Source organism: Paraburkholderia madseniana, from assembly GCF_009690905.1.
Taxonomy (GTDB): Bacteria; Pseudomonadota; Gammaproteobacteria; order Burkholderiales; family Burkholderiaceae; genus Paraburkholderia; species Paraburkholderia madseniana.
In genome coordinates this window covers 36,785-58,548 of record NZ_VOSW01000001.1, presented here as the reverse complement: position 1 = coordinate 58,548, position 21,764 = coordinate 36,785, and the positions used below count along the sequence as shown (strand labels likewise).

Annotated in this window: 19 protein-coding genes; 9 read left to right on the top strand and 10 right to left on the bottom strand. The window is 60.5% G+C overall.

All coding sequences use genetic code 11. From position 1 onward, the window contains the following. Positions 1 to 30: 30 nt before the first annotated feature. The gene (locus FSO04_RS00235; protein ID WP_154558010.1) at positions 31 to 771 is read left to right on the top strand and encodes a FadR/GntR family transcriptional regulator; all 741 of its coding nucleotides are present in this window, start codon (positions 31 to 33) and stop codon (positions 769 to 771) included. Between the two features lie 154 nt (positions 772 to 925). Continuing rightward, positions 926 to 1,936: an Ldh family oxidoreductase gene (locus FSO04_RS00230; RefSeq protein WP_154557827.1), complete on the top strand. Its 1,011-nt coding sequence runs from the start codon at positions 926 to 928 to the stop codon at positions 1,934 to 1,936. Between the two features lie 89 nt (positions 1,937 to 2,025). On the opposite strand, the gene FSO04_RS47045 is transcribed toward FSO04_RS00230, so the two are convergent. From FSO04_RS47045 to FSO04_RS00205, 6 genes are all read right to left on the bottom strand, one after another. After that, entirely contained in the window at positions 2,026 to 2,265 is a 240-nt protein-coding gene (locus FSO04_RS47045) for a hypothetical protein (RefSeq protein ID WP_199203002.1), read from the bottom strand. A gap of 83 nt (positions 2,266 to 2,348) precedes the next feature. After that, complete coding sequence (locus FSO04_RS00225; protein WP_154557826.1) at positions 2,349 to 2,711, bottom strand: cupin domain-containing protein; 363 nt, start codon at positions 2,709 to 2,711, stop codon at positions 2,349 to 2,351. A 127-nt stretch (positions 2,712 to 2,838) separates the two neighbouring features. Further along, on the bottom strand, positions 2,839 to 3,915 hold the full coding sequence (locus FSO04_RS00220) for a polyamine ABC transporter substrate-binding protein (RefSeq protein ID WP_233464703.1): 1,077 nt from the start codon (positions 3,913 to 3,915) through the stop codon (positions 2,839 to 2,841). A 794-nt stretch (positions 3,916 to 4,709) separates the two neighbouring features. Then, positions 4,710 to 5,021 carry a DUF4148 domain-containing protein gene (locus tag FSO04_RS00215; protein WP_154557824.1) on the bottom strand — a complete coding sequence of 104 codons (312 nt, stop codon included), beginning with the start codon at positions 5,019 to 5,021 and terminating at the stop codon, positions 4,710 to 4,712. Positions 5,022 to 5,194: 173 nt separating this feature from the next. Then, a complete protein-coding gene (locus FSO04_RS00210) occupies positions 5,195 to 6,280 on the bottom strand; it encodes an aldose epimerase family protein (RefSeq protein WP_154557823.1) in 1,086 nt (361 codons plus the stop codon). A 33-nt stretch (positions 6,281 to 6,313) separates the two neighbouring features. Then, entirely contained in the window at positions 6,314 to 7,531 is a 1,218-nt protein-coding gene (locus tag FSO04_RS00205; RefSeq protein ID WP_154558009.1) for a XylR family transcriptional regulator, read from the bottom strand. A 310-nt stretch (positions 7,532 to 7,841) separates the two neighbouring features. Here FSO04_RS00205 and xylA point away from each other — a divergent pair, with 310 nt between their 5' ends. The 4 genes from xylA (at position 7,842) to FSO04_RS00185 (ending at position 13,221) form a co-directional block, all read left to right on the top strand. After that, positions 7,842 to 9,164, top strand: coding sequence for a xylose isomerase (gene xylA, locus FSO04_RS00200; protein ID WP_154557822.1), 1,323 nt, complete (start codon positions 7,842 to 7,844; stop codon positions 9,162 to 9,164). Between the two features lie 175 nt (positions 9,165 to 9,339). After that, entirely contained in the window at positions 9,340 to 10,368 is a 1,029-nt protein-coding gene (gene xylF, locus FSO04_RS00195) for a D-xylose ABC transporter substrate-binding protein (RefSeq protein ID WP_054040132.1), read from the top strand. 88 nt (positions 10,369 to 10,456) lie between these two features. Further along, positions 10,457 to 12,025: a D-xylose ABC transporter ATP-binding protein gene (gene xylG / locus FSO04_RS00190; protein ID WP_154557821.1), complete on the top strand. Its 1,569-nt coding sequence runs from the start codon at positions 10,457 to 10,459 to the stop codon at positions 12,023 to 12,025. Further along, positions 12,022 to 13,221, top strand: a complete 1,200-nt coding sequence (locus FSO04_RS00185; RefSeq protein WP_154557820.1) for a sugar ABC transporter permease — start codon at positions 12,022 to 12,024, stop codon at positions 13,219 to 13,221. Before xylG ends, FSO04_RS00185 begins: the two co-directional genes overlap by 4 nt. A 59-nt stretch (positions 13,222 to 13,280) precedes the next feature. Here the strand turns inward: FSO04_RS00185 and FSO04_RS00180 are convergent, their stop codons facing one another. Continuing rightward, positions 13,281 to 14,702: an aldehyde dehydrogenase family protein gene (locus tag FSO04_RS00180; protein WP_154557819.1), complete on the bottom strand. Its 1,422-nt coding sequence runs from the start codon at positions 14,700 to 14,702 to the stop codon at positions 13,281 to 13,283. A 100-nt stretch (positions 14,703 to 14,802) separates the two neighbouring features. Here FSO04_RS00180 and FSO04_RS00175 point away from each other — a divergent pair, with 100 nt between their 5' ends. From FSO04_RS00175 to FSO04_RS00165, 3 genes are all read left to right on the top strand, one after another. Continuing rightward, entirely contained in the window at positions 14,803 to 15,690 is an 888-nt protein-coding gene (locus tag FSO04_RS00175) for a LysR family transcriptional regulator (RefSeq protein WP_154557818.1), read from the top strand. Between the two features lie 281 nt (positions 15,691 to 15,971). Then, the gene (locus FSO04_RS00170) at positions 15,972 to 18,242 is read left to right on the top strand and encodes a xanthine dehydrogenase family protein molybdopterin-binding subunit (RefSeq protein WP_154557817.1); all 2,271 of its coding nucleotides are present in this window, start codon (positions 15,972 to 15,974) and stop codon (positions 18,240 to 18,242) included. A 25-nt stretch (positions 18,243 to 18,267) separates the two neighbouring features. Then, a complete protein-coding gene (locus FSO04_RS00165) occupies positions 18,268 to 18,729 on the top strand; it encodes a (2Fe-2S)-binding protein (protein WP_154557816.1) in 462 nt (153 codons plus the stop codon). 259 nt (positions 18,730 to 18,988) lie between these two features. Here FSO04_RS00165 and FSO04_RS00160 read toward each other — a convergent pair whose 3' ends face one another. From FSO04_RS00160 to FSO04_RS00150, 3 genes are read right to left on the bottom strand one after another with little or no spacing between them, the layout of a single operon-like run. Beyond that, positions 18,989 to 20,527, bottom strand: coding sequence for an efflux transporter outer membrane subunit (locus tag FSO04_RS00160; protein WP_154557815.1), 1,539 nt, complete (start codon positions 20,525 to 20,527; stop codon positions 18,989 to 18,991). Further along, positions 20,524 to 21,543 (bottom strand): efflux RND transporter periplasmic adaptor subunit, encoded by a 1,020-nt coding sequence (locus tag FSO04_RS00155; protein WP_168435509.1) that lies wholly within the window; start codon positions 21,541 to 21,543, stop codon positions 20,524 to 20,526. Before FSO04_RS00155 ends, FSO04_RS00160 begins: the two co-directional genes overlap by 4 nt. Further along, positions 21,540 to 21,749 (bottom strand): DUF1656 domain-containing protein, encoded by a 210-nt coding sequence (locus tag FSO04_RS00150; protein WP_054040146.1) that lies wholly within the window; start codon positions 21,747 to 21,749, stop codon positions 21,540 to 21,542. Before FSO04_RS00150 ends, FSO04_RS00155 begins: the two co-directional genes overlap by 4 nt. Positions 21,750 to 21,764: the final 15 nt, after the last annotated feature.

Here is a 21,764-nt window from a genome sequence, read left to right as displayed (position 1 = left end):
ATCGGGCGTCAGGAAATGAAAGGAAGTGAGATGGGTACGACACGGCAGGATCTCGAATCGAATTTCAGACCACTGCAGATTTATGAGCAGGTCGAGGAGAAGATCAAGGAAGAAATCCGCACGGGACGGTTCGCGGCCGAGTCCCGGCTGCCATCGGAACGCGAACTTGCAGCGCTCTATGGCGTCGGCCGACCTGCGGTTCGAGAGGCAATAGGGGCTCTTCAGAATGAAGGCCTCGTTGTGACGAAACGGAATTCCGGTACCTACGTCTCCTCGGCAGCTTCTGAGCGTTTGCTTAACGTCGACGGCAATCATGGAACTCAGAACGCGGAGCCAGATTTCAGTCCAACGGGAACGCTCGAAACGCGATTCATCCTCGAACCTGCAATCGCACGTCGAGCCGCCGCACGAGGCAAGCGCGATCGCCTGGCTGAGCAATATCTTGCAGAGATGGAGACAATTCACGATATCACCAATCTCGAAGAGCGTGCGCTGTGGAATAACAGCGATAGATTGTTCCACCGGCAATTGGCGGTCATGACGGGTGACGCTCTGCTCGTCAAGATCGCAGACGAGGTAGCGAAAACAATGGATCAACCATTGTGGAAGCGGCTAAAGGACGACGCGATTTACGATCCGCTACGGATACGCCTGTATGCGTCCGAGCATCGGCTTATTTACGAGTCAATCGTGAGCGGCGATGGTGACGCAGCAGGGTTTTACGTGGAGCAGCATATCAAGCGGGTGCGACGGGATATTGCGCCCAAGTAAAGCCGGCCTGATCAATTAGCTGGCCGCGAACACTCCACCATCGTCGACAAAGAGATCGCAGTAGCGATGTCCCCGATGATCATCACCAGACGCTGGATACAAATCGAATGCGCGTGGCCGCGCGGCCACTAATAAAAGACGGACTTCAGAAGACATGGCAGAAATAGTTCTTTCACTTGATCACCTGCACAAGTTGGCCTTTGAAGTATTGGCATCCAATGGACTCAGCGCGCGTCAATCGGACGCGATGGCGAAGGTACTCGTTGCGGGTCAACGGGACGATTGCCACTCACACGGTGTATGGCGCCTTATTGGATGCGTAAAAACGCTGAAGATGGGCAAAATCAATGCTGATGCCGAACCGCAGATAAACGATGTCTCGCCTTCGCTTGTTAAAGTCGATGCTCGGTTCGGATTCTCTCCGCTTGCTTTTGAACTGGGGAGTCGAGTACTCGTTGAAAAGGCGAAGAGATCTGGTATCGCGGCCCTGGCAATCAACAACTGCTTTCACTTCAGCGCTTTGTGGCCGGAGGTCGAGGCAATTGCTGCTGAAGGCGTAGCCGCACTGGCCATGACACCGACCCATAGCTGTGTAGCACCTGCTGGCGGAAACAAGCCGCTATTTGGAACCAACCCGATCGCGTTCGCCTGGCCACGTCCAGGCCCCTTTCCGTTTGTGTTCGACATGGCTACGAGCAGAATCGCCCGTGGCGACATCGAGCTGCATAAGCGGTCTGGCTCGAAGATCCCGAGTGACTGGGCGATCGACGAAAACGGTCAAGCTACCGATGATCCCGATAAAGCATTGAGGGGTGCCATGCTTACATTCGGAGGCTATAAGGGTTCCGCGCTCTCAGCGATGGTTGAGTTGCTGGCTGGTCCGTTAATTGGCGATATGCTCAGCCCGGAATCGCTGGCTTTTGACGAAGACGTAGGCGCGGCCCCCTGTCATGGTGAAATCGTCATCGCTTTCGACCCTGCAGTCTTCGCCGGCGCTGCCCCTACGGACAACCTGCAGCGCGCCGAGACTCTGTTTGAAGGAATCGTAGGTCAGGGCGCGCGTCTGCCCTCTCAGCGACGATTCGATGCGCGACAGCGCAGCGTTGAGCACGGCGTGTCGCTTTCAAAGGAGCTTCACGACGAACTTACCCGTTTGATTTCGTGAGATCTGTCGGGGATAGGGTCGCATCCTGTCTCAACATCTCAAGTGTTGCACGAGGCGTGGATCGACGAACACTCCTGACCTTGCCGCCGTCAATCGGTACGCACCTGACCAGCTCGCGACCGTCGCGGGTAGAGCTGCGAGATCGCGAGCAAGGCAATAATCAGGAAAATCGGCAAGCAGTTGAACAACACGATTCGCTGCGGCGAAAACCCAAGCGTTAGTAGAATGCCGCCGATTGCGCTCGCCGCGGAGCCCAACGCCGCGCTCGCTGGCGAAAATCCGTACGACACGAGCAAAGTCGGTATCCAGAACATGAATTGATAGGTCACCAGAAAAGCGAGGAATGCGATCGACCAGACTCCACCCGTGATGCGCGATCAACAGCGAAGCCTGAAAGCAGCACCACCGCAACCTACGCCTTAAACTCCACCGAAACAAAAATCTTCTTACACGGCTCAACCACTTCCCACGTCCCCTTAAACCCGGCCGGAATAAAAAACCGATCCCCAGCCCGCACAGTCTTGCTTGTCCCATGCGCATCCCGAATCACGGACACGCCCTCGAGTATTTCGCAATACTCACTCTCGGTGAAGTTCACCGTCCATTGCCCGCAAGCTCCCTCCCAAACGCCAGCCGCGAGCTGCCCACAGGGACTGGAAAAATGCGTGTGAACAAGCTGCGAAGGATTGCCGGAAAGCACTGCTTCCGCCTTCGGCATGTACTCAACGCTTTCCTTGGCAGGCTGCGCAAAATCTACGATATTCATAATGCTCATAATGGTTCGATGCAAACAGAGTTAAAAAAGCAGAGCTTCAAAAAGGGCGTAGCGCACACACCCACTGCATGCGCCACGCGCAAAAGGTGACACCTATCGTCAGCAGACTACACCAGCTAAACCGAACTCAACTCCCCGACTTCAACTGCGCCCACAGCCGGTTTTCAAGCCGCATGATCGGCGCAGGCTGCGGCCGCATCAACGTCATCTTGTTCAGCACAGCTTCAGGCGGATACACATTCGCATCCTGCTCGATCGCCGGCGTCACAAACTGCCTCGCCGCGCGATTCGCAGTCGGATAAAACACTTCGTTCGTAATCGCCGCGCTTACCTTCGGATCTTCGATGTAGTTCATCCACTTCATCGCCGCTTCCGGATGCGGGGCATCTTTCGGAATCACCATCACGTCCATCCAAAGCAGGCCCGCGTCCTTGATATTCGAGAACCGAACGTCGTACGAACGCTTCGCTTCCGACGCACGTCGCCGGGCAATTCCCACATCGCCCGAATAGCCCAACGCCACACAGATATCGTTGTTCGCCAGATCGTTGATGTAGCCGGACGAATTGAACTGCGTGATATACGGTCGCACTTTCTTCAGCACTTCGTATGCGGCCTGGTAATCGCCGGGATTGGTGCTGTTCGGGTCCTTATGCATGTACTGAAGCACGGCCGGGAAAACATCCGCCGCTGCGTCGAGGAAAGACACGCCACAACTCTTCAGCTTCGAAAGATTCTGCGGGTCGAACAACAGCGACCAACTATCAACCGGCGCATCGGCGCCGAGTGCTTTTTTCACGGCCTGAACGTTATAGCCGACACCGTCCGTGCCCCACGCCCAAGGTACGCCGTATTGATTGCCGGGGTCCGCATCGGCAATCAGTTTCATCAAACCCGGATCGAGGTTCGCGAGGTTCGGCATCTTCGATTTGTCGATCTTCTGATACACGCCGGCCTCGATCTGGCGCGCCATATAACTCGATGTGGGCACAACGATGTCATACCCGGAACTGCCTGCCAGTAGTTTCGCCTGCAACGTGTCGTCGCTATCGTAGCTGTCGTATTTCACCGTGATGCCGGATTGCTTTTCGAAGCCGGTAATCGTGTCTTTGGCGATGTAGTCCGACCAGTTGTAGACGTTGATCGTCGTATCCGCTGCGTGTGCAGCGTTCATCGGGGTTAAAGCGGTCAACGAGCACAGCATCGTGCCGGTGAGCGAGAGAAGCTTGGCATGACGGATCTTCATTCGACTATCTCCTTGGTTTCGATCTTCAGTTTTCGCCGCAGCGCAGGTACCGATGCACGAGCGTGACGATCCACACGTCCATACGTTCCGCACGAATGCGGACGAGTAAAGGACGTGACGCCGCCTGCCGCAGCGCAAGCGCACAGCAGAGCTAAAAGGGACGCAGAGAGGCGAGCGCTATAAGCCGGCCAACGCTAGCAAGACAAATGCAAAGCGCGGACAGACAAACGCATTGCAGACGTTCGACCGCTAGATAAAGCGGCCTGATCGCATGCAACACTTGCTCGCGAAAAGAGAAGGGGGCTAAGGCAGAAGCGACGCGATTTCGTCGGTGCGCACCCCGATAGCTGCGGGTGCTGCAATGACGTTGTGTCGACGGACGGATCGACGCGACAACACGGTATCGATGGACAGGGGGCGGGATGGCGAAGCGCAGTTGCTCCCCTGATGAGCGATCGAACAGCCGGACAGGAAGGTTCTTTCCCGACCAGGCTGATATCTCACCAATGGACCACGGACTTTCACGATGGAACCCGAAGCGACGTTGAGTAGAAGTCCTCGCTGATGCAAATAGACCGCGCTGCGAGAACCACCAAACTGCCGCCCTAGGATATATGAGCCATTATTTTCGTCAAAGGATTTTCTGACACTGCGCTGTCATCGTCATGCGCAGTGGAACGCGTTCATGCGAGCGCATGCTTCAACAAGCATGGCTCGCATCGAACTACGCAACAACAGACAACGTTAGCGTTTTACTGGCCGCCCATCGGTTCGGGCTGAACCGCAGGCGCAGCGGGTACGGGTGTGCCGGTTTGCGATGAGCCGTTTGCCGAAGAACCATAACCGGTGGCGTCATGCTGTGCGGCTACGCGTGCTTCGGCTGCCTGAATGTCCGCGGGGTAGGTCGAGTCGGTTGCAGCGGCGGGGTTGTAGCCGGCCTGTTCAATCTGGATCAGTTGCGCCTTGACCTCCGCGCGGGTCAGCGGTTGCTCGGACTGTGCGAACGAAGCGACCGGGGCTGCGAGTACAACGACCAGTGCGACTGCTTTGATCAGCGATTTCATGATGCGTCCCTCCGAGGATGTTTTATTCGGCGCCGCAACATGTGTTCGGCGGCCTATGGAGGGATTCTAGGAAGCGGGCGATCTAGGGCAAACCCCTAAACCCGTAATTCAGTCTTGCAGCAAATGATAAGTCGGCGTTATGTAATGCTCTTCCTAAGATTTGAAGAATTGCTTCAGACTCCAGAACGTACACCTACGCGGTACGCCGTCACCTGCCGGTATGCGCTGCCAGGCCGCACGATGACCTGATCCTGCTCGGCCATATTGACTTCATTCGGAAAGCCACTCGCTTCGAGACACAGTCCGGAGTACGCCTGGTAGGCGATGCCGCCGCGTCCCGTGTCGCCTTTCAGGAAATTGCCGGTGTAGAACTGTAAGCCGCGCTGATCGGTCGAGACGGTCAGTTCGCGTCCGCTGCCGGGGTCATAGGCGCATGCAACCTGGCGTACCTGCGGTTCGCGTCCGGCCATCGTGGCGTCAGGCGCGTCACGCAGTACATAGCAGTGGTCGAAGCCACCGGCCCTCGCAAGCTGCGCATGCGGCCAATCGAGCCGTGCACCGATGGGCGCGCTCTGTCTGAAGTCGAACGCATTGCCTGCCACTTCGGCAAGCTCGCAAGGAATCATCGACGCATCGACTTCGAAGAACCGGTCAGCATTGATCGACAGCACATGTCCGCGAATGTCGGCACCCCGCCGACCCGTCAGGTTGAAATACGGATGGCTCGTCAGATTGAGTGGCGTAGGGGCGTCCGTGATCGCTTCATAGGCGATCGTCAAGGTGCCGTCGTCGTCGAGTGAGTAACGCACTTGCACCGTGACGTTGCCCGGAAAACCGGCGTCGCCTTCGGGCGATTCCAGACGCATAACCAGCGCACCGTTGTCTTCGGTCACGTCCCACAGTGCGCGATGAAAACCCTGCGTGCCGCCATGCAGCAGATTCGCGCCTTCATTGCGATCGAGCGTGTACTCGATGCCGTCGAGCGTGAAACGCGCATCGGCAATGCGGTTCGCCCAACGGCCGATCAATCCGCCCATGTAGGTTGTGGCCGCAACGTATTCGGCGGGCGTGTCGTGGCCGAGCAGGATGTCGCCGAGACGACCCGTGCGGTCCGGCGCATGCCACGAGACCAGCGTCGCGCCCAGGTCGCTGATGGCGACCTTCATGCCGTGCGCATTGCGCAGCGTGAAGAGCCGCACAGGATCGCCGCCGGGCAGTGTGCCCCATGGCTCAGAGGAAAGTGGTGCGATGCTGATCATGTCGTCGGTGGAAAGAAAAGGTGAAAGGCATGCTCAGCCGGGCGTTGCGGTCGAATTCACACGATCCTGGTATTCGCGCGGCGTACAGCCGAGTTCGCGGCGAAACACCGCGTACATGTATTGCAGCGACGTGAAGCCGCAACGGATCGCCACCTCGGCACTCGACGCATCGCGCTTCGCCAGCAGCGCTTTCGCGACATCGAGTTTATGGCGCAGGATTTCCTGATGCACGGTGCACTGCCGTTCGCGCCGAAAGTACTCTTCGAGCGACGAACGCGACACGCCCACGTAATCGGCAACCTGTTCGGTGCGGATGCCCTGGCACGCATACTGGCGGATGAAGTGCCGTGCGCGCATCACATACGGACTCGCGAGCGGCTGGTGTTTCGTCGATTCGAGCACATTGATGCCGACCGGTGGCACGAGAATGCGCCGCCCCGGAAAACGCGCGCCGTGCAGCATTTGATGCAGCAAGTGAGCGGCGGTGCGGCCCATTTCCTCGGTGCCTTGAATCACGGAGGAAAGCGGAATACGGGTCAGCGTACGCGTGAGCGGGTCGTTGTCGATGCCGATGATCGCCACTTCTTCAGGCACGGGAATACCCGCGATCAAGCATGCCTGCAGCAGATGCCGAGCGCGGGCGTCGGTGACGGCGATGATGCCGACCGGCTTCGGCAACTGGGCGAGCCAAGCGGTGAGCTGCTCGGTTGCCTGATTCCACGACGGCGCGCTGGTCGACAGGCCACGATAGATCTCGGTGCCGATCTGCTCGGCGCTATGGCCGTCCGTGCTGCGCAGGTGAGCGAATGCCAACTCACGTTGTTGCGCCCAGCGATTCTCCTGCGCTTGCGGCAGGCTATACAGGGCGAAGTGCTCGAGTCCCGCGCCGATCAGATGCGTGTAGGCGAGCGAAACGAGCTTGGCGTTATCGGTCGCGATATAGGGTAAGTCCGGGGGGTAGTGCGCCGGATCTTCGAACGATGAACCGACTGCCACCACCGGCAACGGACAGTCTCTCAGCGCTTCACCCACAGCGGGATCGTCGAAATCCGCGATGATGCCGTCGCCGTCGAAACGCTCGATACCCGTCAACCGGCAGCGGAAATCTTCTTCAAGGAAGAGATCCCACGCCACGCGCGTCGACAGCAGGTAATTGCCGATGCCGGTGATGATCTCGCGGTCATACACCTTGTTCGCGTTGAACAGCAGCGCGATCCGATGGGTCGTCTGTGGTGTTTGCGGACGGGTCATGGCAGTGGGTGGCGTGCGGATCGTCAAGATTCGCAGCGCCTTCGTCTCCTGTTGGATGCGCTCTGAAGGCAGCACCGTTTTTAAGCGTCTGGTTATTCTAGGCCGCGAACATCGCGCCAGTGTGAAACAAACGCATGGGCGGTAAGAAACATCAAGCACGCTGCGCAATTTCGCAATTGCCGATGCACCTTGCAAGCGGCAGCATGGCGTCACCTTGTCGACCGGCGCGGCGATACCGCACGGGTTGCAGTGCAGCATGGGACCTGAGTAAGCGCTAAAGCGCTAACTCAGGTCGACACAGGAGAAGCTAATGTCCTACTTTGAACACATTCCCGAGATCCGCTACGAGGGCCCGCAATCGGATAACCCGCTTGCGTATCGCCATTACGACAAGAGTAAGCGGGTGCTCGGCAAGACACTCGAAGAACATCTTCGCATCGCTGTGTGCTACTGGCATACGTTTGTCTGGCCGGGCGTCGATATTTTCGGGCAAGGGACGTTTCGGCGTCCATGGCAGCAAGCCGGCGACGCCATGGAACGGGCGCAGCAAAAGGCGGATTCCGCGTTCGAGTTCTTCTCGAAGCTCGGCACGCCGTATTACACGTTTCACGATACCGACGTTGCACCGGAAGGTGACAGCCTGAAAGCCTATAGCGAGAACTTCACCCGCATCGCCGACTATCTGGCGCGCAAGCAGCAGGATACCGGCGTCAAACTCTTGTGGGGCACGGCCAATCTGTTCTCGCATCCGCGTTATGCAGCAGGTGCGGCGACCAGTCCTGATCCCGAGATTTTCGCGTTCGCTGCGACGCAGGTTCGTCATGCGCTCGACGCGACTCAACGGCTCGGTGGCGAAAATTATGTGTTGTGGGGCGGCCGTGAGGGCTACGACACACTGCTCAATACCGATCTCGTGCGCGAACGTGATCAGCTTGCCCGCTTCCTGAACATGGTCGTTGAGCACAAGCACAAGATCGGCTTCAAAGGCGCATTGCTAATCGAGCCGAAGCCGCAGGAGCCGACCAAGCATCAATTCGACTATGACGTGGCGACCGTACACGGTTTCCTGCTGCAATACGGACTCGAAAAAGAAATTCGCGTGAACATCGAAGCCAATCACGCCACGCTTGCTGGCCACTCGTTTCATCACGAAATCGCCACGGCCTACGCGCTGGGTATTTTCGGCAGCGTCGACGCGAATCGCGGCGATCAACAAAACGGCTGGGACACGGACCAGTTTCCGAACAGCGTCGAAGAATTGACTCTCGCTTTCTACGAAATCCTCAAGCACGGCGGCTTCACCACCGGCGGTATGAACTTCGACGCTAAAGTGCGGCGGCAGAGCGTCGATGCGGAAGATCTGTTCTTCGGTCATATCGGTGCAATCGATAACCTGGCGCTCGCCGTCGAGCGTGCTGCAACACTGATCGAAAACGACCGGCTCGAAGCGTTCAAACGTCAGCGTTACGCGGGCTGGGAGTCGGAGTTCGGGCGCAAGATTCTGAAGGGCGACTATTCACTCTCGACGCTGGCTGCGGATGCAATGACGCGCGGCCTGAATCCGCAGCATGTGAGTGGCAGACAGGAGCAACTGGAAAACGTTATAAATCAGGCGATATACAGCCGACGCTAAAAAGGCAGTCATGAAGTAACCGCCCGAAAAAGGGCACGCAGTAAGACATAAAAACCGCGCGGCCACGTTGACCGCGCGAATAAAAGAAGCTTTGGGTTGTCGCTTGTCCGGTTCTGCGGCTCGCAGCGCAGACCGTCCAATCCGGTATTCCGGCTATCAGAACAAGGAGTGAGACATGAAATTCGCAACGCGTCGTACCGTACTGAGTTCGCTCGTGTGTGGAGCGATGCTCGCCAGCCTGTCGCTTGTCGCGCCGCTCGCGCACGCAAGCAAGGACCACCCGGAAATTGGCTTCTGTATTGACGATCTGCGTGTCGAGCGTTGGTCGCGCGATCGTGACTATTTCGTTGCAGCGGCAGAAAAACTCGGCGCCAAAGTATCGGTGCAATCCGCCGATGCGAGCGAAGAGCGACAGATTTCGCAGATTGAAAACCTGATCTCGCGCGGCGTCGACGTAATCGTGATCGTGCCGTTTAATTCGAAGACGCTCGGCAATGTGGTCGCCGAAGCCAAGAAAGCAGGCATCAAGGTCGTCTCGTACGACCGCCTGATTCTCGACGCCGACGTGGATGCCTATATCTCGTTCGACAACGAGAAGGTTGGCGAGCTGCAGGCACAAGGTGTCTTCAACGCACAACCGAAGGGCAACTACTTCATGCTCGGCGGCGCGCCGACCGACAACAATGCCAAGATGCTGCGTGAAGGCCAGCTCAAAGTGTTGAAGCCCGCGATAGACAAGGGCGACATCAAGATCGTCGGTCAGCAATGGGTACCGGAATGGAGCGCGTCGACGGCGCTGCGCATTGTTGAAGATGCGCTCACGGCGAACAACAACAAGATCGACGCAATCGTCGCTTCGAACGACGGCACCGCAGGCGGCGCGATCCAGGCGCTTGCCGCACAGCACATGGCAGGCAAGGTGCCGGTGTCGGGACAAGACGCTGATCTGGCTGCTGTGAAACGCGTAATCGCCGGCACGCAGACGATGACCGTGTACAAACCGTTGAAGCTGATCGCAGGCGAAGCGGCGAAACTCTCCGTCGCGCTTGCGAAGGGCGAGAAGCCGGCCTTTAATGCACAGTACGACAACGGCAAGAAGAAGGTCGACACGGTGCTTCTGCAACCCACGTTGCTCACCAAGAGCAATGTTGATGTGGTCGTCAAGGACGGCTTCTACACCCAGGCCCAGCTCGCGAGCCAATGAGCGTAACGTGTGCGTAGTTCAAGCCGATGTGCCTGGTATGCGTCAGGCACATCGGCGCGACCGCGCGCCCTGCAGCGAGGCATAGCGAATGAGTGAACCATTACTGACGATGCGCGGCATCGTCAAAGCGTTTTCCGGCGTGAAGGCGCTCGACGGCATCGACCTGACGGTGGCGCCAGGCGAGTGTGTGGGCTTGTGCGGCGAGAACGGCGCGGGCAAATCGACGCTGATGAAAGTGTTGTCCGGCGTCTATCCTCACGGTACGTGGGACGGCGAAATCATCTGGGAAGGCGAGCCGCTGAAGGCCGCGAGCATAAGAGACACGGAACGCGCGGGCATCATCATCATCCATCAGGAGTTGATGCTGGTGCCGGAGCTCTCGGTTGCGGAGAACATCTTTCTCGGCAACGAAATCACGCTGCCCGGCGGCAGAATGAATTACGCCGCGATGTATCAGCGCGCCGACGAACTGCTGCGCGAGCTCGGCATAAGCGGAATCAACTCCGCGCAACCAGTGATGAATTACGGTGGCGGCCACCAGCAGTTGATCGAGATCGCGAAGGCGCTGAACAAGCGCGCGAAATTGTTGATCCTCGATGAACCGTCGTCGTCGCTGACGGCTACGGAGATACACATCCTGCTGGATATCGTGCGCGATCTGAAGCGGCGCGGAGTTGCTTGCGTTTACATCTCGCACAAGCTCGACGAAGTAGCGGCCGTATGCGACACGATCAGCGTGATTCGCGACGGCCGCCACGTCGCGACCGAACCCATGCGCGCGCTGACCACTGATCGCATCATCTCCCTGATGGTGGGCCGCGAGATCAAGAACCTGTTTCCGCGTGAACCGCATCCGATTGGCGACGTGATCTTCGAAGCGCGCCACGTGACCTGTTTTGACGTCAACAATCCGCGCCGAAAGCGCGTGAACGATGTGTCGTTTGCGCTGCGGCGTGGCGAAATTCTCGGTGTTGCCGGTTTGGTCGGCGCGGGGCGTACGGAACTGATGCAGGCGATCTTCGGCGCGTATCCCGGTGTGAGCGAGGCGACCGTGGTGATGGACGGCAAGCCGGTGAAAATTCGCGCCCCTGTCGATGCGATTCGCGCCGGCATCGGTATGGTGCCGGAAGATCGAAAGCGCCACGGTATCGTGCCGGGTCTGAGTGTCGGCCACAACATCACGCTTGCGGTGTTGCAACGTTTCGCGAAGGGCGGTCGCATTGATTCCGCGGCCGAACTCGACACGATTCACACGGAGATGAAGCGGCTTTCGGTGCGCGCGGCGCATCCGATGCTCTCGATTGCGAGTCTATCGGGCGGCAATCAGCAGAAGGCCGTGCTGACGCGCATGCTGCTGACCGACCCGAAAGTACTGATCCTCGACGAACCGACGCGAGGCGTCGATGTCGGCGCGAAGTTCGAAATCTACAAACTGATTTTTCAACTGGCACAGCGCGGCATGTCGATCGTGATGGTGTCGTCCGAATTGCCTGAAGTGCTTGGCATCAGCGATCGCGTGCTGGTCATCGGCGAAGGCGAATTGCGCGGCGATTTCGTCAACGACGGCCTCACGCAAGAGGACATTCTCAGCGCCGCAATCCGTCCTGTGCAGCGATCCCTCAACCCGACCGCACCAACCGAAGCGAGTGCCGCATGACTCCCGACGTCACTTCCCAACCCGCCGACGGCGCTGCGTCGCGAGGCGTATTCGGTGGCCCGCAGCGCATTCAGCAACTGTTCGCGCGCTACAAGATTCTCGCGTTGCTGATCGCCGTGGCCGCGATCTGGCTTTTCTTCTCCTTTCTGACGCACGGCGCGTTCGTGACGCCGCGCAATCTGTCGAATCTGCTGCGGCAGATGTCGATTACGGGCATGCTCGCGTGCGGCATGGTGTTCGTGATCATCGCGGGCGAGATCGATCTGTCGGTCGGGTCACTGCTGGGTTTGCTCGGCGGCGTCGCGGCGATTCTCGATGTGAACCGGCGTTGGCCGATTGGCGTCACCGTGCCTGTGGTAATGCTGCTTGGCGTGCTCGTCGGCATGTTCAACGGATGGTGGTCGACGTACCGGCGTGTGCCTTCGTTCATTGTCGGCCTGGGTGGCATGCTGGCGTATCGCGGCATTCTGCTTGGTGTCACCGGCGGTTCGACGATTGCACCGGTCTCCGATGGGTTTGTGTTTGTCGGTCAGGGGTATTTGCCGCGTTTTGCGGGCGATACGCTTGCCGTCGTGCTGTTTGTCGTGCTGGCCTTTCTGACCGTGCGACAACGAAGCAACCGCGAGCGTTATAAGTTGCGGGTGGTGCCGATCTGGCAGGACGTCGCGAAGGTGGTCGGGGCGGGCGTGATTCTGGCCGCGTTTGTTGCCACGCTCGATCGTTATGGCGGGATTCCTGTGCCGGTTCTGCTGCTGCTCGCGCTGCTGGGTATTTTTACGTGGATCGCTACACAGACCGTGTTCGGGCGGCGTATTTACGCGGTGGGTTCGAACCTGGAAGCAACGCGCCTCTCCGGCGTGAATACCAACCGTGTGAAGCTGGCCATCTTCGCACTGATGGGACTGATGTGTGCGTTCGCGGGGATCGTCAATACGGCGCGACTCGCGGCCGGCTCACCGTCGGCGGGATCGATGGGCGAACTCGACGCGATCGCCGCGTGCTTTATCGGCGGGACGTCGATGCGCGGCGGGTCCGGAACGGTCTACGGTGCGTTGATCGGTGCGCTGGTGATGGCGAGTTTGGACAACGGCATGTCGATGCTGGATGTCGACGCGTACTGGCAGATGATCGTGAAGGGCAGCATTCTCGTGCTGGCGGTGTGGATCGATGTGGTGTCGGGATCGAACCGGCGGTGAAACAGCAGGCGGTGCGTCATGCAAATGCTGACGCACCGCCTTCTGAGGGATCAAACGCTTTAGTTTACGCCGAGCAACGACTTCGGTTCCATGAAGGCTTCCAACCCGAACGTGCCATATTCCCGCCCGATGCCCGATTGCTTGAAGCCGCCGAACGGTGCGGCCGGCTCGTGTGCCAACGTGTTGATCAATACACGCCCTGCGTCGATGCGAGTGGCGACTGCGCGAGCCCGCGCTGCATCGGCCGAGAGCACGTAGGCTTGCAGCCCGTAGCTTGTGTCATTGGCGATTGCAATCGCTTCCTCGGTATCGCGATACGCAATGATCGACAGCACCGGCCCAAAAATCTCCTCACGGGCAATCGTCATGTCGTTGCTGACACCGCTAAATACGGTCGGACGCACGAACCAGCCATGCTCCACTCCCTCCGGTCGGCCCTCGCCACCGGCAATCAATCTCGCACCTTCATCGATGCCGATGCCGATGTAGCGCTGCACGCGCTCCCACTGCTTGCGGCTGACCATCGGGCCGATCTGCGTAGCCGGATCGCGCGGATCACCGGCTTGCGTGCGAGCGACTTCAAAGCGCACCCGCTCTTCGAATTCCGCAAGGCGGCTCTGCGGCACAAGAATCCGCGTACCGGCGATACACGCCTGACCGCTGTTCATGAACCCTGCCTGGAGCGCCAACGGCACCGCTTCCGCGAAATCGGCGTCGTCGAGTATGACCACCGGCGATTTGCCGCCCAACTCCAACGTGACGCGTTTCAATGTCTCCGCGCCGGTGCGCAGAATCGTCTTGCCGACAGCCGTCGATCCGGTGAAGGAAATCTTCGCCACGTCCGGATGCGCGCTGATTTCCGCCCCCACCGTGTCGCCCCGGCCCGTGACGATATTGAACACGCCCGCAGGCAAGCCGGCCTCGTGCAGCGCCTCGGTGATGATGCGTGTCTGGATCGCGCTCATTTCGCTCGGCTTGATGACGGCCGTGCAGCCCGCTGCAATCGCCGCAGCCAGTTTCCCGCAGATAAAGCCGCCATTGCTATTCCACGGCGTAATCAGTCCGGCGACGCCGAGCGGCTGCATGACGACGTCGGCCGTGCCGGCGCGGCGCGTGAAATCATAGGTCTGCAAGACCTTGACGACTTCCGCCAGCACGTCCGCCGGGTATTTCGCCATCCAGCGCGCGCGTGACACCGGCGCACCGTATTCCTCGACGATTGCTTCGTACAGCTCGTCTTCTCTCGCTTGAACCGCGGCGTGCATGCGTTCGAGCAGCGCGATTCGCTCCTCCTTGCTGGTGCGGGAAAACGCCGGGAAGGCGCGTTTGGCGGCCGCGATCGCGCGGCGGGCGTCTTCCGCGTCGGCCAGACGCACCTTGCCGATCACCGTTTCCTTAGCCGGGTTGTGAAGATCGAACCACTCCTCGCCGTGCGGCGTGACGAACGCGCCGTCGATATAAATCTTGTCGATTTGCTGCATGAAAGCTCCTACCCAGAAAGTTGTTGCCTCAAAGATAGGCTCAATCGATTAAGCCGACTAGCCATATAATCAAGGATGATTCGTTGAGCAGGATGGGATAATGAAGACGCCGGGTTTGAGCGAACTGGAAGGCGTGCTTGCGGTGGCGCGCCATCGCAGCTTCCGCGCGGCGGCGACGGAACTTGGCGTGTCGACATCGGCGCTGAGCCATGCGATCGCGGCGTTGGAAGCGCGCATCGGCGTGCGGCTCTTTAATCGGACGACACGCAGCGTGTCGTTGTCCGAAGCGGGCGCGCAATTCGTCGACAGTGTGGCGCCGGCGTTGTCGACCATCCGCGTGGCCATCGAGCAGGCCGGCAGCTATCGCGACACGCCCGCTGGCACGCTGCGCATCAACACATCGACGGGCGCGGCGCGCCAGGTGATGCCCTTGTTGCTGGAATACCTGCGGCGTTATCCGGAGATGAAGCTGGATCTCGTCACCGAGGGGCGCATGATCGACATCGTGGTGGAGGGTTTTGATGCCGGCATTCGGTTGGCTGAGATTGTGCCGCAGGACATGATCGCTGTGCCGTTCAACCGGCCGCAGCGATTTGCAGTTGTTGGGAGTCCCGCCTATTTCGCCGAAAATCCGAAGCCGCGCAAGCCGGACGATCTGCGTGCACACCGTTGTATCCGGATGCGCATGCCGAGCGGACGTATTTATCACTGGGAGTTCGAGCGACGCGGCGAGGCTTTCAGCGTGGATGTGCAGGACATGCTGACGCTCGATGAGCCGTTGCTCATCATGGAGGCGGCCCGCGAGGGTTTCGGACTGGCGTATATGACCGAATGGAACGTGGCGGCCGATCTGGAAGCGGGCACGCTGCAGCGTGTGCTGGAAGATTGGACGCCGGCGTTCGACGGGCTATGTCTTTATTATCCTGGGCGGCGTCATGTGCCGGCGGGGTTGCGGGCGTTGATTGAGATGATTCGGGAGGGCGGGTGAAAGCAAAAATCCGCCACCTCTCGCATTTTTCCGCCGTTCAAGCCAGTTGCGCTGCAGCGTGCCACCACGCGACGAATAACATTTAATGAACTGACACACGGCTTGCATTCGCCCTTTCCTCGAAGGGCATCCGCCAGCACTGTGCAGGTCGGCTGAAACCCCTTAGCTTTCAGTCCCCCACCCACTTTCCCGTCTTACTACTGTTCCGACGAAACAAATTCCCGCGCCAGCCCGCGCTTTCACAGCGTCCCCGCCACCGTGCAAGCTGATCGAGCCATACGATGTTAAAGCGCAGAACCTTCCTGCTAGGCGGCGCCGGCGCGCTCGGCGTGCTGCTGGTCGGCTGGTCGGTGCTGCCGCCGGGCCAACGTCTGACACCCTCCACGCCACTGCCGGCGGAAGGCAACCAGGTCGCGCTCAACGGCTGGGTCAAAATCGCCGCGGACAACACCGTGACGATCGTGGTGTGCAAAGCGGAAATGGGGCAGGGTATCCACACCGGCCTTGCGATGCTGCTGGCCGAAGAACTCGACGCCGACTGGTCGCAGGTTCGAGTGGAAAACTCGCCGATCGACAAGATCTACAACAGCGTGCAGAACATCGTCGACGATCTGCCGTTTCGCCCGGACGACGACAGCACGGTCAAGCGCGCCACGGTCTGGATGACCCGCAAGCTGGTGCGCGACGCCGGCACGATGATGACGGGCGGTTCATCGAGCATGAACGATCTATGGACGCCGATGCGTGAAGCCGGCGCCTCGGCGCGCGCGATGCTGATCGGCGCGGCGGCCGCGCAATGGAAGGTGTCACCCGGCGAGTGCCATACGGAAAGCGGCTACGTAGTGCACGCAGCAGGCCACAAGGCGAGCTTCGGCGAGCTGTCCACGATGGCCGCACAGCAACCGCTGCCACGCAAGGTCGCGTTGAAAGATCCCGCTGAGTTCAAACTGATCGGCAAGCCGATGCGGCGTATCGAAGCCGCGTCGAAAATCAACGGCACGGCGCGCTTCGGCATTGACGCGCTGCCCGATGGTCTCATCTACGCAAGCGTGGTCATGTGTCCCACATTAGGCGGCACGGTGGCGCATTTCGACGCTTCGCCTGCCAAGAGCATGCCCGGCTTCATCAAGGCGTTTTCGCTGAAGCCCTACGCTGGTGGCAGCGGCGGCGTCGCGGTAATCGCCGACAACCCTTTCCGCGCGATGAACGCGGTGAGTGCGATCGACGTGGTGTGGAATGACGGCCCCGCAGCCACGCTGTCGAGCGCAGACGTGGACACCCAGCTTACGCAAGCACTGGACGACAGCAACGGCCACGCCTACTACCACCGCGGTGACGTCGACGCTGCATTGAGCGGCGCGGCGCGAACGATCAGCGCCGAGTACCACGCACCGTATCTCGCACATGGCGCGGTCGAGCCGGTGAATTGCACGGTGCAGGTTGCGGACGGCGCGGCCACCGTTTGGGTCTCCACGCAAATGCCGGCGCTCGCGCGGCAGCACGTCGCGAAAGTGCTGGACATCGACGCCGACAAGGTCGACGTGCAAACGCAATTGCTCGGCGGTGCTTTCGGGCGCCGTCTCGAACTCGATTTCATCGCGCAAGCCGCGGCGATTGCGCGCGAAGGCGGTGGTCGTCCGGTGCAAACGATCTGGTCGCGTGCGGAGGATTTCACCCACGATTTCTATCGTCCGGCGTGCGTGTCGCGACTCAAGGCCGGTCTCGACAAAGACGGCAAGCTCGTCGCGTGGCAAGCCACTTCAGCGAGTCAGGCGATCGTGCCGGAATCGCTTGCGCGTTACTACGGCGTGCCGCGCATCCCCATCGACAAGACCACTTGCGAAGGCGCATTCGATCAGCCCTACGAATGGCCCACTGTGCGCGTGGCGCACAAGATCGTCGAACTACCGATCCCGATTGGATTCTGGCGCTCGGTCGGCCATTCGCATCAGGCGTTTTTCACCGAAGGTTTTACCGACGAACTCGCCGTAGCCGCCGGTCAGGACCCGATTGCGTTTCGCGCGGCGCTGCTCGCGCAGCATCCGCGCCATCTGGCGGTGTTGAGGCGCGTTGCAGCTTTATCGGATTGGGGACATCCCTTGACACATGCTGCCGATGGCACAAAGCGGGCACGCGGCGTCGCGCTGCACGAAGCGTTCGGCAGTGTCGTCGCGCAGGTGGCGGAAGTATCGGTCGGTGCGAACAAGCAGATTCGCGTGCATCGGGTGGTCTGCGTGATCGATTGCGGACTGCCGGTGAATCCAAACCTGATTCGTCAGCAGATGGAGGGTGGCATCGTATTCGGCCTCTCGACTGCGTTGCAGGACGAAATCACCATCGTCGGCGGGCAGGTGACGCAGAAGAACTTCGTCGATTTCCCGGTTGTGCGGATGAACGACTGTCCGGTGATCGAAGTCGACATCATGCCGAGCCAGATGCACCCGCAGGGCGTCGGCGAACCGGGCGTGCCGCCGGTTGCCCCGGCGGTGGCCAACGCGGTATTCGCGCTGACCGGCCAGCGCTTGCGCGCGTTGCCGTTGAGGGTTGCGTGAAACGCTTCAGATTGACGGAGAAAACATGGGATCGCTAAACATCAACGGCCGCGTGGTTGCTGTGCAAGCTGAACCGGATATGCCGCTCCTGTGGGTGCTGCGCTGCGACCTCGGCATGACCGGCACCAAGTTCGGCTGCGGCGTGGGCATTTGCGGCGCGTGCACGATCCACCTGGACGGCAAGGCGGGCCTTGCCTGCCAGACGCCGATGTCGAGCTTGCACTCGCAGAAGATCACGACGATCGAAGGCGTGCAGGGCGCCGAAGCGCAGGCGCTAAAAGCGGCGTGGATCGATCTCGACGTGGTGCAGTGCGGGTATTGTCAGAGCGCGCAGCTAATGGCGGCCTGCGCGCTGCTCAAGCAGAAGCCCAATCCCACCGATGCGGACATCGACGCGGCGATGTCCAACATCGTGTGCCGTTGCGGCACGTATCCGAGGGTAAGGGCGGCGATTCACCAGGCGGCTGCGAAACGGCGGCCCGCTTAAGGCCGGCATCACCGCAGACAGAGACGCCTGGGTGAGCCGATCACGAGCCCGGCGGGCTCAGTTCGCCAGCATCTCCACGACCGCCACCACTACCGTGAAAACGCCGATACAACCACCCAGTGTGGCTGCGCCTTGCATGAATTGCGACATACGTGACCCCGTACCGTGTGATGTTGAGGCTCGTATTTAACCTGAATTGAAAGGTAAAAGAAAGCTTGTCAATAATAGCGATTTACCCGGATGAGACGAGGCGGGAGGGTTAGGGCGCTTTGGTGGCCGCCGTCGGCATGGCCGCCTTAGCCGGCGCCGCAGCAGCGGGAGTCGCGGTGTTAGACGCTGCTGTCCCAGGCGCCGTCTGCGCATCAGTCTCCCACCCACCGCCCAGCGCGAGGAACAGGTTGACCTGATCGATCGCCACCTGCCCCTCCGCTGCCGCAACCTGAGACTTCGTCGAAGTCAGCGTGCGCGTCGCATCCAGATCCGAAATGAACGACTCGCGTCCGGCGCGATACAGCCGATGCGTTTCATCCGCCGACGCGGTGGCCGACTTCAGCGCAGCACGCAAGGCGTCGGCGCGGGCATAGTCGGACGCATAGGTCGCGAGGCTGGTTTCAGTTTCGCGCAACGCGGTCAGCACCACGCCGTCGAACTTTGCCAGCGCAACATTGCTTGACGCTTGCGCTTCACGCACACGGCCCCGCGCGCCATTCGTGGGGAAGGTCCAACTGATCAGTGGACCGAAGGCCCAGCGTGCCGTCGGCGAGGTGCCGAGGTCCTCCAGAATCCCCGTCAAACCCGCCGACGCACCGATGCTCACCGTCGGATACAACGCGCCCGTCGCGACGCCGATGCGCGCCGTCGACGCTGCCAGTTGGCGCTCGGCCTCGCGCACGTCCGGGCGGCGCTTGAGCAGCGCGGCGCCGTCGCCGACCGGAATCGGCTGACGGATCTGCGGCAACGTGCTGCAGGCCAGCACGGCTGGCGGCAAATCGGACGGCGCGCGTGCGAGCAGCGCCGCGAGCCGGTATTGCGCAATCTGGCGGCGCGCCGTATAGCGCGGAATATCCGCCGCCAGCGTATCGACCTGGGTTTGTCCGCGCGTCACATCGGGCTGATTGCCGCGACCCGCGTCGCGCAATCGGCGCGATACGTCCACACGCTCCTTCTGCAAGGCCAGCGATTGCTGCGCGATCCTGAGTTCCTCGGCGGCCGAGCATTGATCGACATACGAGCGCACCACATCCGCGACCACCGTGATCCGCGCGAGATCGGCGGCCGCCTGCACGGATTCCGTATCCGCTGCCGCCGCTTCGACACCACGGCGCAGCTTGCCGAACAGATCGATTTCGTACGAGATGCTGATGCCGATATCGCCTTCGTTAGTGACCGGCAGTTTGTTGAAGAGCAGATACTGTTCGGCCGATTCCTGCGCCCGCTCGACGACCGCCGACGTCTTTCCTGAGAAGCCGCCTTGAGCCTGCGCGACGCCCAGCGCTTCACGCGAACGCGCGAGGTTCGCCGCCGCGACGCGCAAGTCGGTATTCGACTCCAGCGCTTCGTCGACGAGGTTGTTCAGCACCGGATCGTCGTAGAGCTTCCACCAGATCACAGGCACGTTCTGCCGTGTGGTCAGTTTGGCATCGGCGCCCTCGATCGGCGCATTCGCAAGCGGCGCGTTGACCAGCGCCTGCTTCGGCAGCGCGTAATCGGGGCCGACATTCACGCAGCCGTTGAGCGCGATGCTCAACGGCAATAGTGGCAGCAGCGGCAATAAGGGAAGGGCGCGTGACAGCTTCATTGCGACGCGCCCGACATGACGGCAGCAGACGCCGGTTGCGCAGTAGAAGTAGCGGAGGCAGCCGGAACAGCAGCCGAAGCCGAAGCCGAAGCCGCCGAGGCATCCACCGTACCCGAAGCGCCTGCAGCCGGACGCGGCTTGCCGGTCGGCGACAGATCGCGCACCGACACGGTCGCGGTGCGTCCGGCGATCATGCGGAAGTCGGCAGGCACCTCGTCGAGCGCAACGCGCACCGGAATCCGTTGCGCGAGCCGCACCCAGCTGAATGCCGGGTTCACGTTCGGCAGCAGGTTCGATCCTTGCGTGCGGTCGCGGTCTTCAATCCCCGCGACGATGCTTTGCACGTGGCCGCGCAGCACGTTCGGCTCGCCCATCACCTGGATGTCGACCCGCTGGCCGATGTCGATGCCGCGCAGCTTGGTCTCTTCAAAGTAACCGTCGACGCGGAACGAATGCATATCCACCACCGCCAGCACGGCACGGCCCGCCGAGACGAATTCGCCGGCACGTGGCGCGCGGTCGTTCAGATAACCGTCGACCGGACTCACGATGGTAGTGCGTTGCAAATTCAGTTTGGCGGTATCGATTGCCACGTTCGCATCGGCGAGCGCGGCTTCCGCTGTTTCGACACGCGAACGGCTTTCTTCGGCGACTTCCGCCGCGACCAGGTTGCCGAGCTGGCGATTGCGCGCGTCTTCGCGGCGCGCCTGATCGAGGGTAGCGCGGCGTTGCTGCGCGGTGGCCTGCGCCTGGCGCAGTGCGAGCGCATAGCGGGCCTGATCGATCACGAACAGCACCTGGCCTTGTTTGACCTGCTGGTTGTCCACCACCTCGACCGATGAGATCAGCCCCGAGATATCCGGCGCGACCTGGATCACGTCGGCGCGCACGTGGCCGTCGCGAGTCCACGGCGCGAACATGTAATAGGCAACCAGTTTCCACAGCACGAAGGCTGCAACCACGACGACGATCAGGGTCAGCAGAATTTGACCGACGGAGAACCAGGTTTTTTTCACGTTATTAGTCTGTGCGAAACGACGACGACAAGGCCCAGCACCAGCACATAGATGCCGAGATCGAAGATGGAGCGATGCCAGACGAAGCGGTAAAAGCCGACGCGTTCGAACACCGTGCGAATGGCCAGGTTGATCAGATAGGCGATCAACATCAGCACCAGCACGGCCGGCACGAACACGCCGAAAATATCGATTTCACCGATCATCGCGGGAACGGGCCA

What these genes read in the sequence shown, in the direction of transcription:
- FSO04_RS00210 (WP_154557823.1), bottom strand. Translation starts at nt 6,280, where the DNA reads ATGATCAGCATCGCACCACTTTCCTCTGAGCCATGGGGCACACTGCCC.
- FSO04_RS00165 (WP_154557816.1), top strand. Translation starts at nt 18,268, where the DNA reads ATGGGATCGCTAAACATCAACGGCCGCGTGGTTGCTGTGCAAGCTGAA.
- FSO04_RS00150 (WP_054040146.1), bottom strand. Translation starts at nt 21,749, where the DNA reads ATGATCGGTGAAATCGATATTTTCGGCGTGTTCGTGCCGGCCGTGCTG.
- xylF (WP_054040132.1), top strand. Translation starts at nt 9,340, where the DNA reads ATGAAATTCGCAACGCGTCGTACCGTACTGAGTTCGCTCGTGTGTGGA.
- FSO04_RS00220 (WP_233464703.1), bottom strand. Translation starts at nt 3,915, where the DNA reads ATGCTGTGCTCGTTGACCGCTTTAACCCCGATGAACGCTGCACACGCA.
- FSO04_RS00235 (WP_154558010.1), top strand. Translation starts at nt 31, where the DNA reads ATGGGTACGACACGGCAGGATCTCGAATCGAATTTCAGACCACTGCAG.
- FSO04_RS00180 (WP_154557819.1), bottom strand. Translation starts at nt 14,702, where the DNA reads ATGCAGCAAATCGACAAGATTTATATCGACGGCGCGTTCGTCACGCCG.
- FSO04_RS00170 (WP_154557817.1), top strand. Translation starts at nt 15,972, where the DNA reads ATGTTAAAGCGCAGAACCTTCCTGCTAGGCGGCGCCGGCGCGCTCGGC.
- FSO04_RS00225 (WP_154557826.1), bottom strand. Translation starts at nt 2,711, where the DNA reads ATGAGCATTATGAATATCGTAGATTTTGCGCAGCCTGCCAAGGAAAGC.
- FSO04_RS00230 (WP_154557827.1), top strand. Translation starts at nt 926, where the DNA reads ATGGCAGAAATAGTTCTTTCACTTGATCACCTGCACAAGTTGGCCTTT.
- FSO04_RS00215 (WP_154557824.1), bottom strand. Translation starts at nt 5,021, where the DNA reads ATGAAATCGCTGATCAAAGCAGTCGCACTGGTCGTTGTACTCGCAGCC.
- FSO04_RS00175 (WP_154557818.1), top strand. Translation starts at nt 14,803, where the DNA reads ATGAAGACGCCGGGTTTGAGCGAACTGGAAGGCGTGCTTGCGGTGGCG.
- FSO04_RS00205 (WP_154558009.1), bottom strand. Translation starts at nt 7,531, where the DNA reads ATGACCCGTCCGCAAACACCACAGACGACCCATCGGATCGCGCTGCTG.
- FSO04_RS00160 (WP_154557815.1), bottom strand. Translation starts at nt 20,527, where the DNA reads ATGAAGCTGTCACGCGCCCTTCCCTTATTGCCGCTGCTGCCACTATTG.
- xylA (WP_154557822.1), top strand. Translation starts at nt 7,842, where the DNA reads ATGTCCTACTTTGAACACATTCCCGAGATCCGCTACGAGGGCCCGCAA.
- FSO04_RS00185 (WP_154557820.1), top strand. Translation starts at nt 12,022, where the DNA reads ATGACTCCCGACGTCACTTCCCAACCCGCCGACGGCGCTGCGTCGCGA.
- xylG (WP_154557821.1), top strand. Translation starts at nt 10,457, where the DNA reads ATGAGTGAACCATTACTGACGATGCGCGGCATCGTCAAAGCGTTTTCC.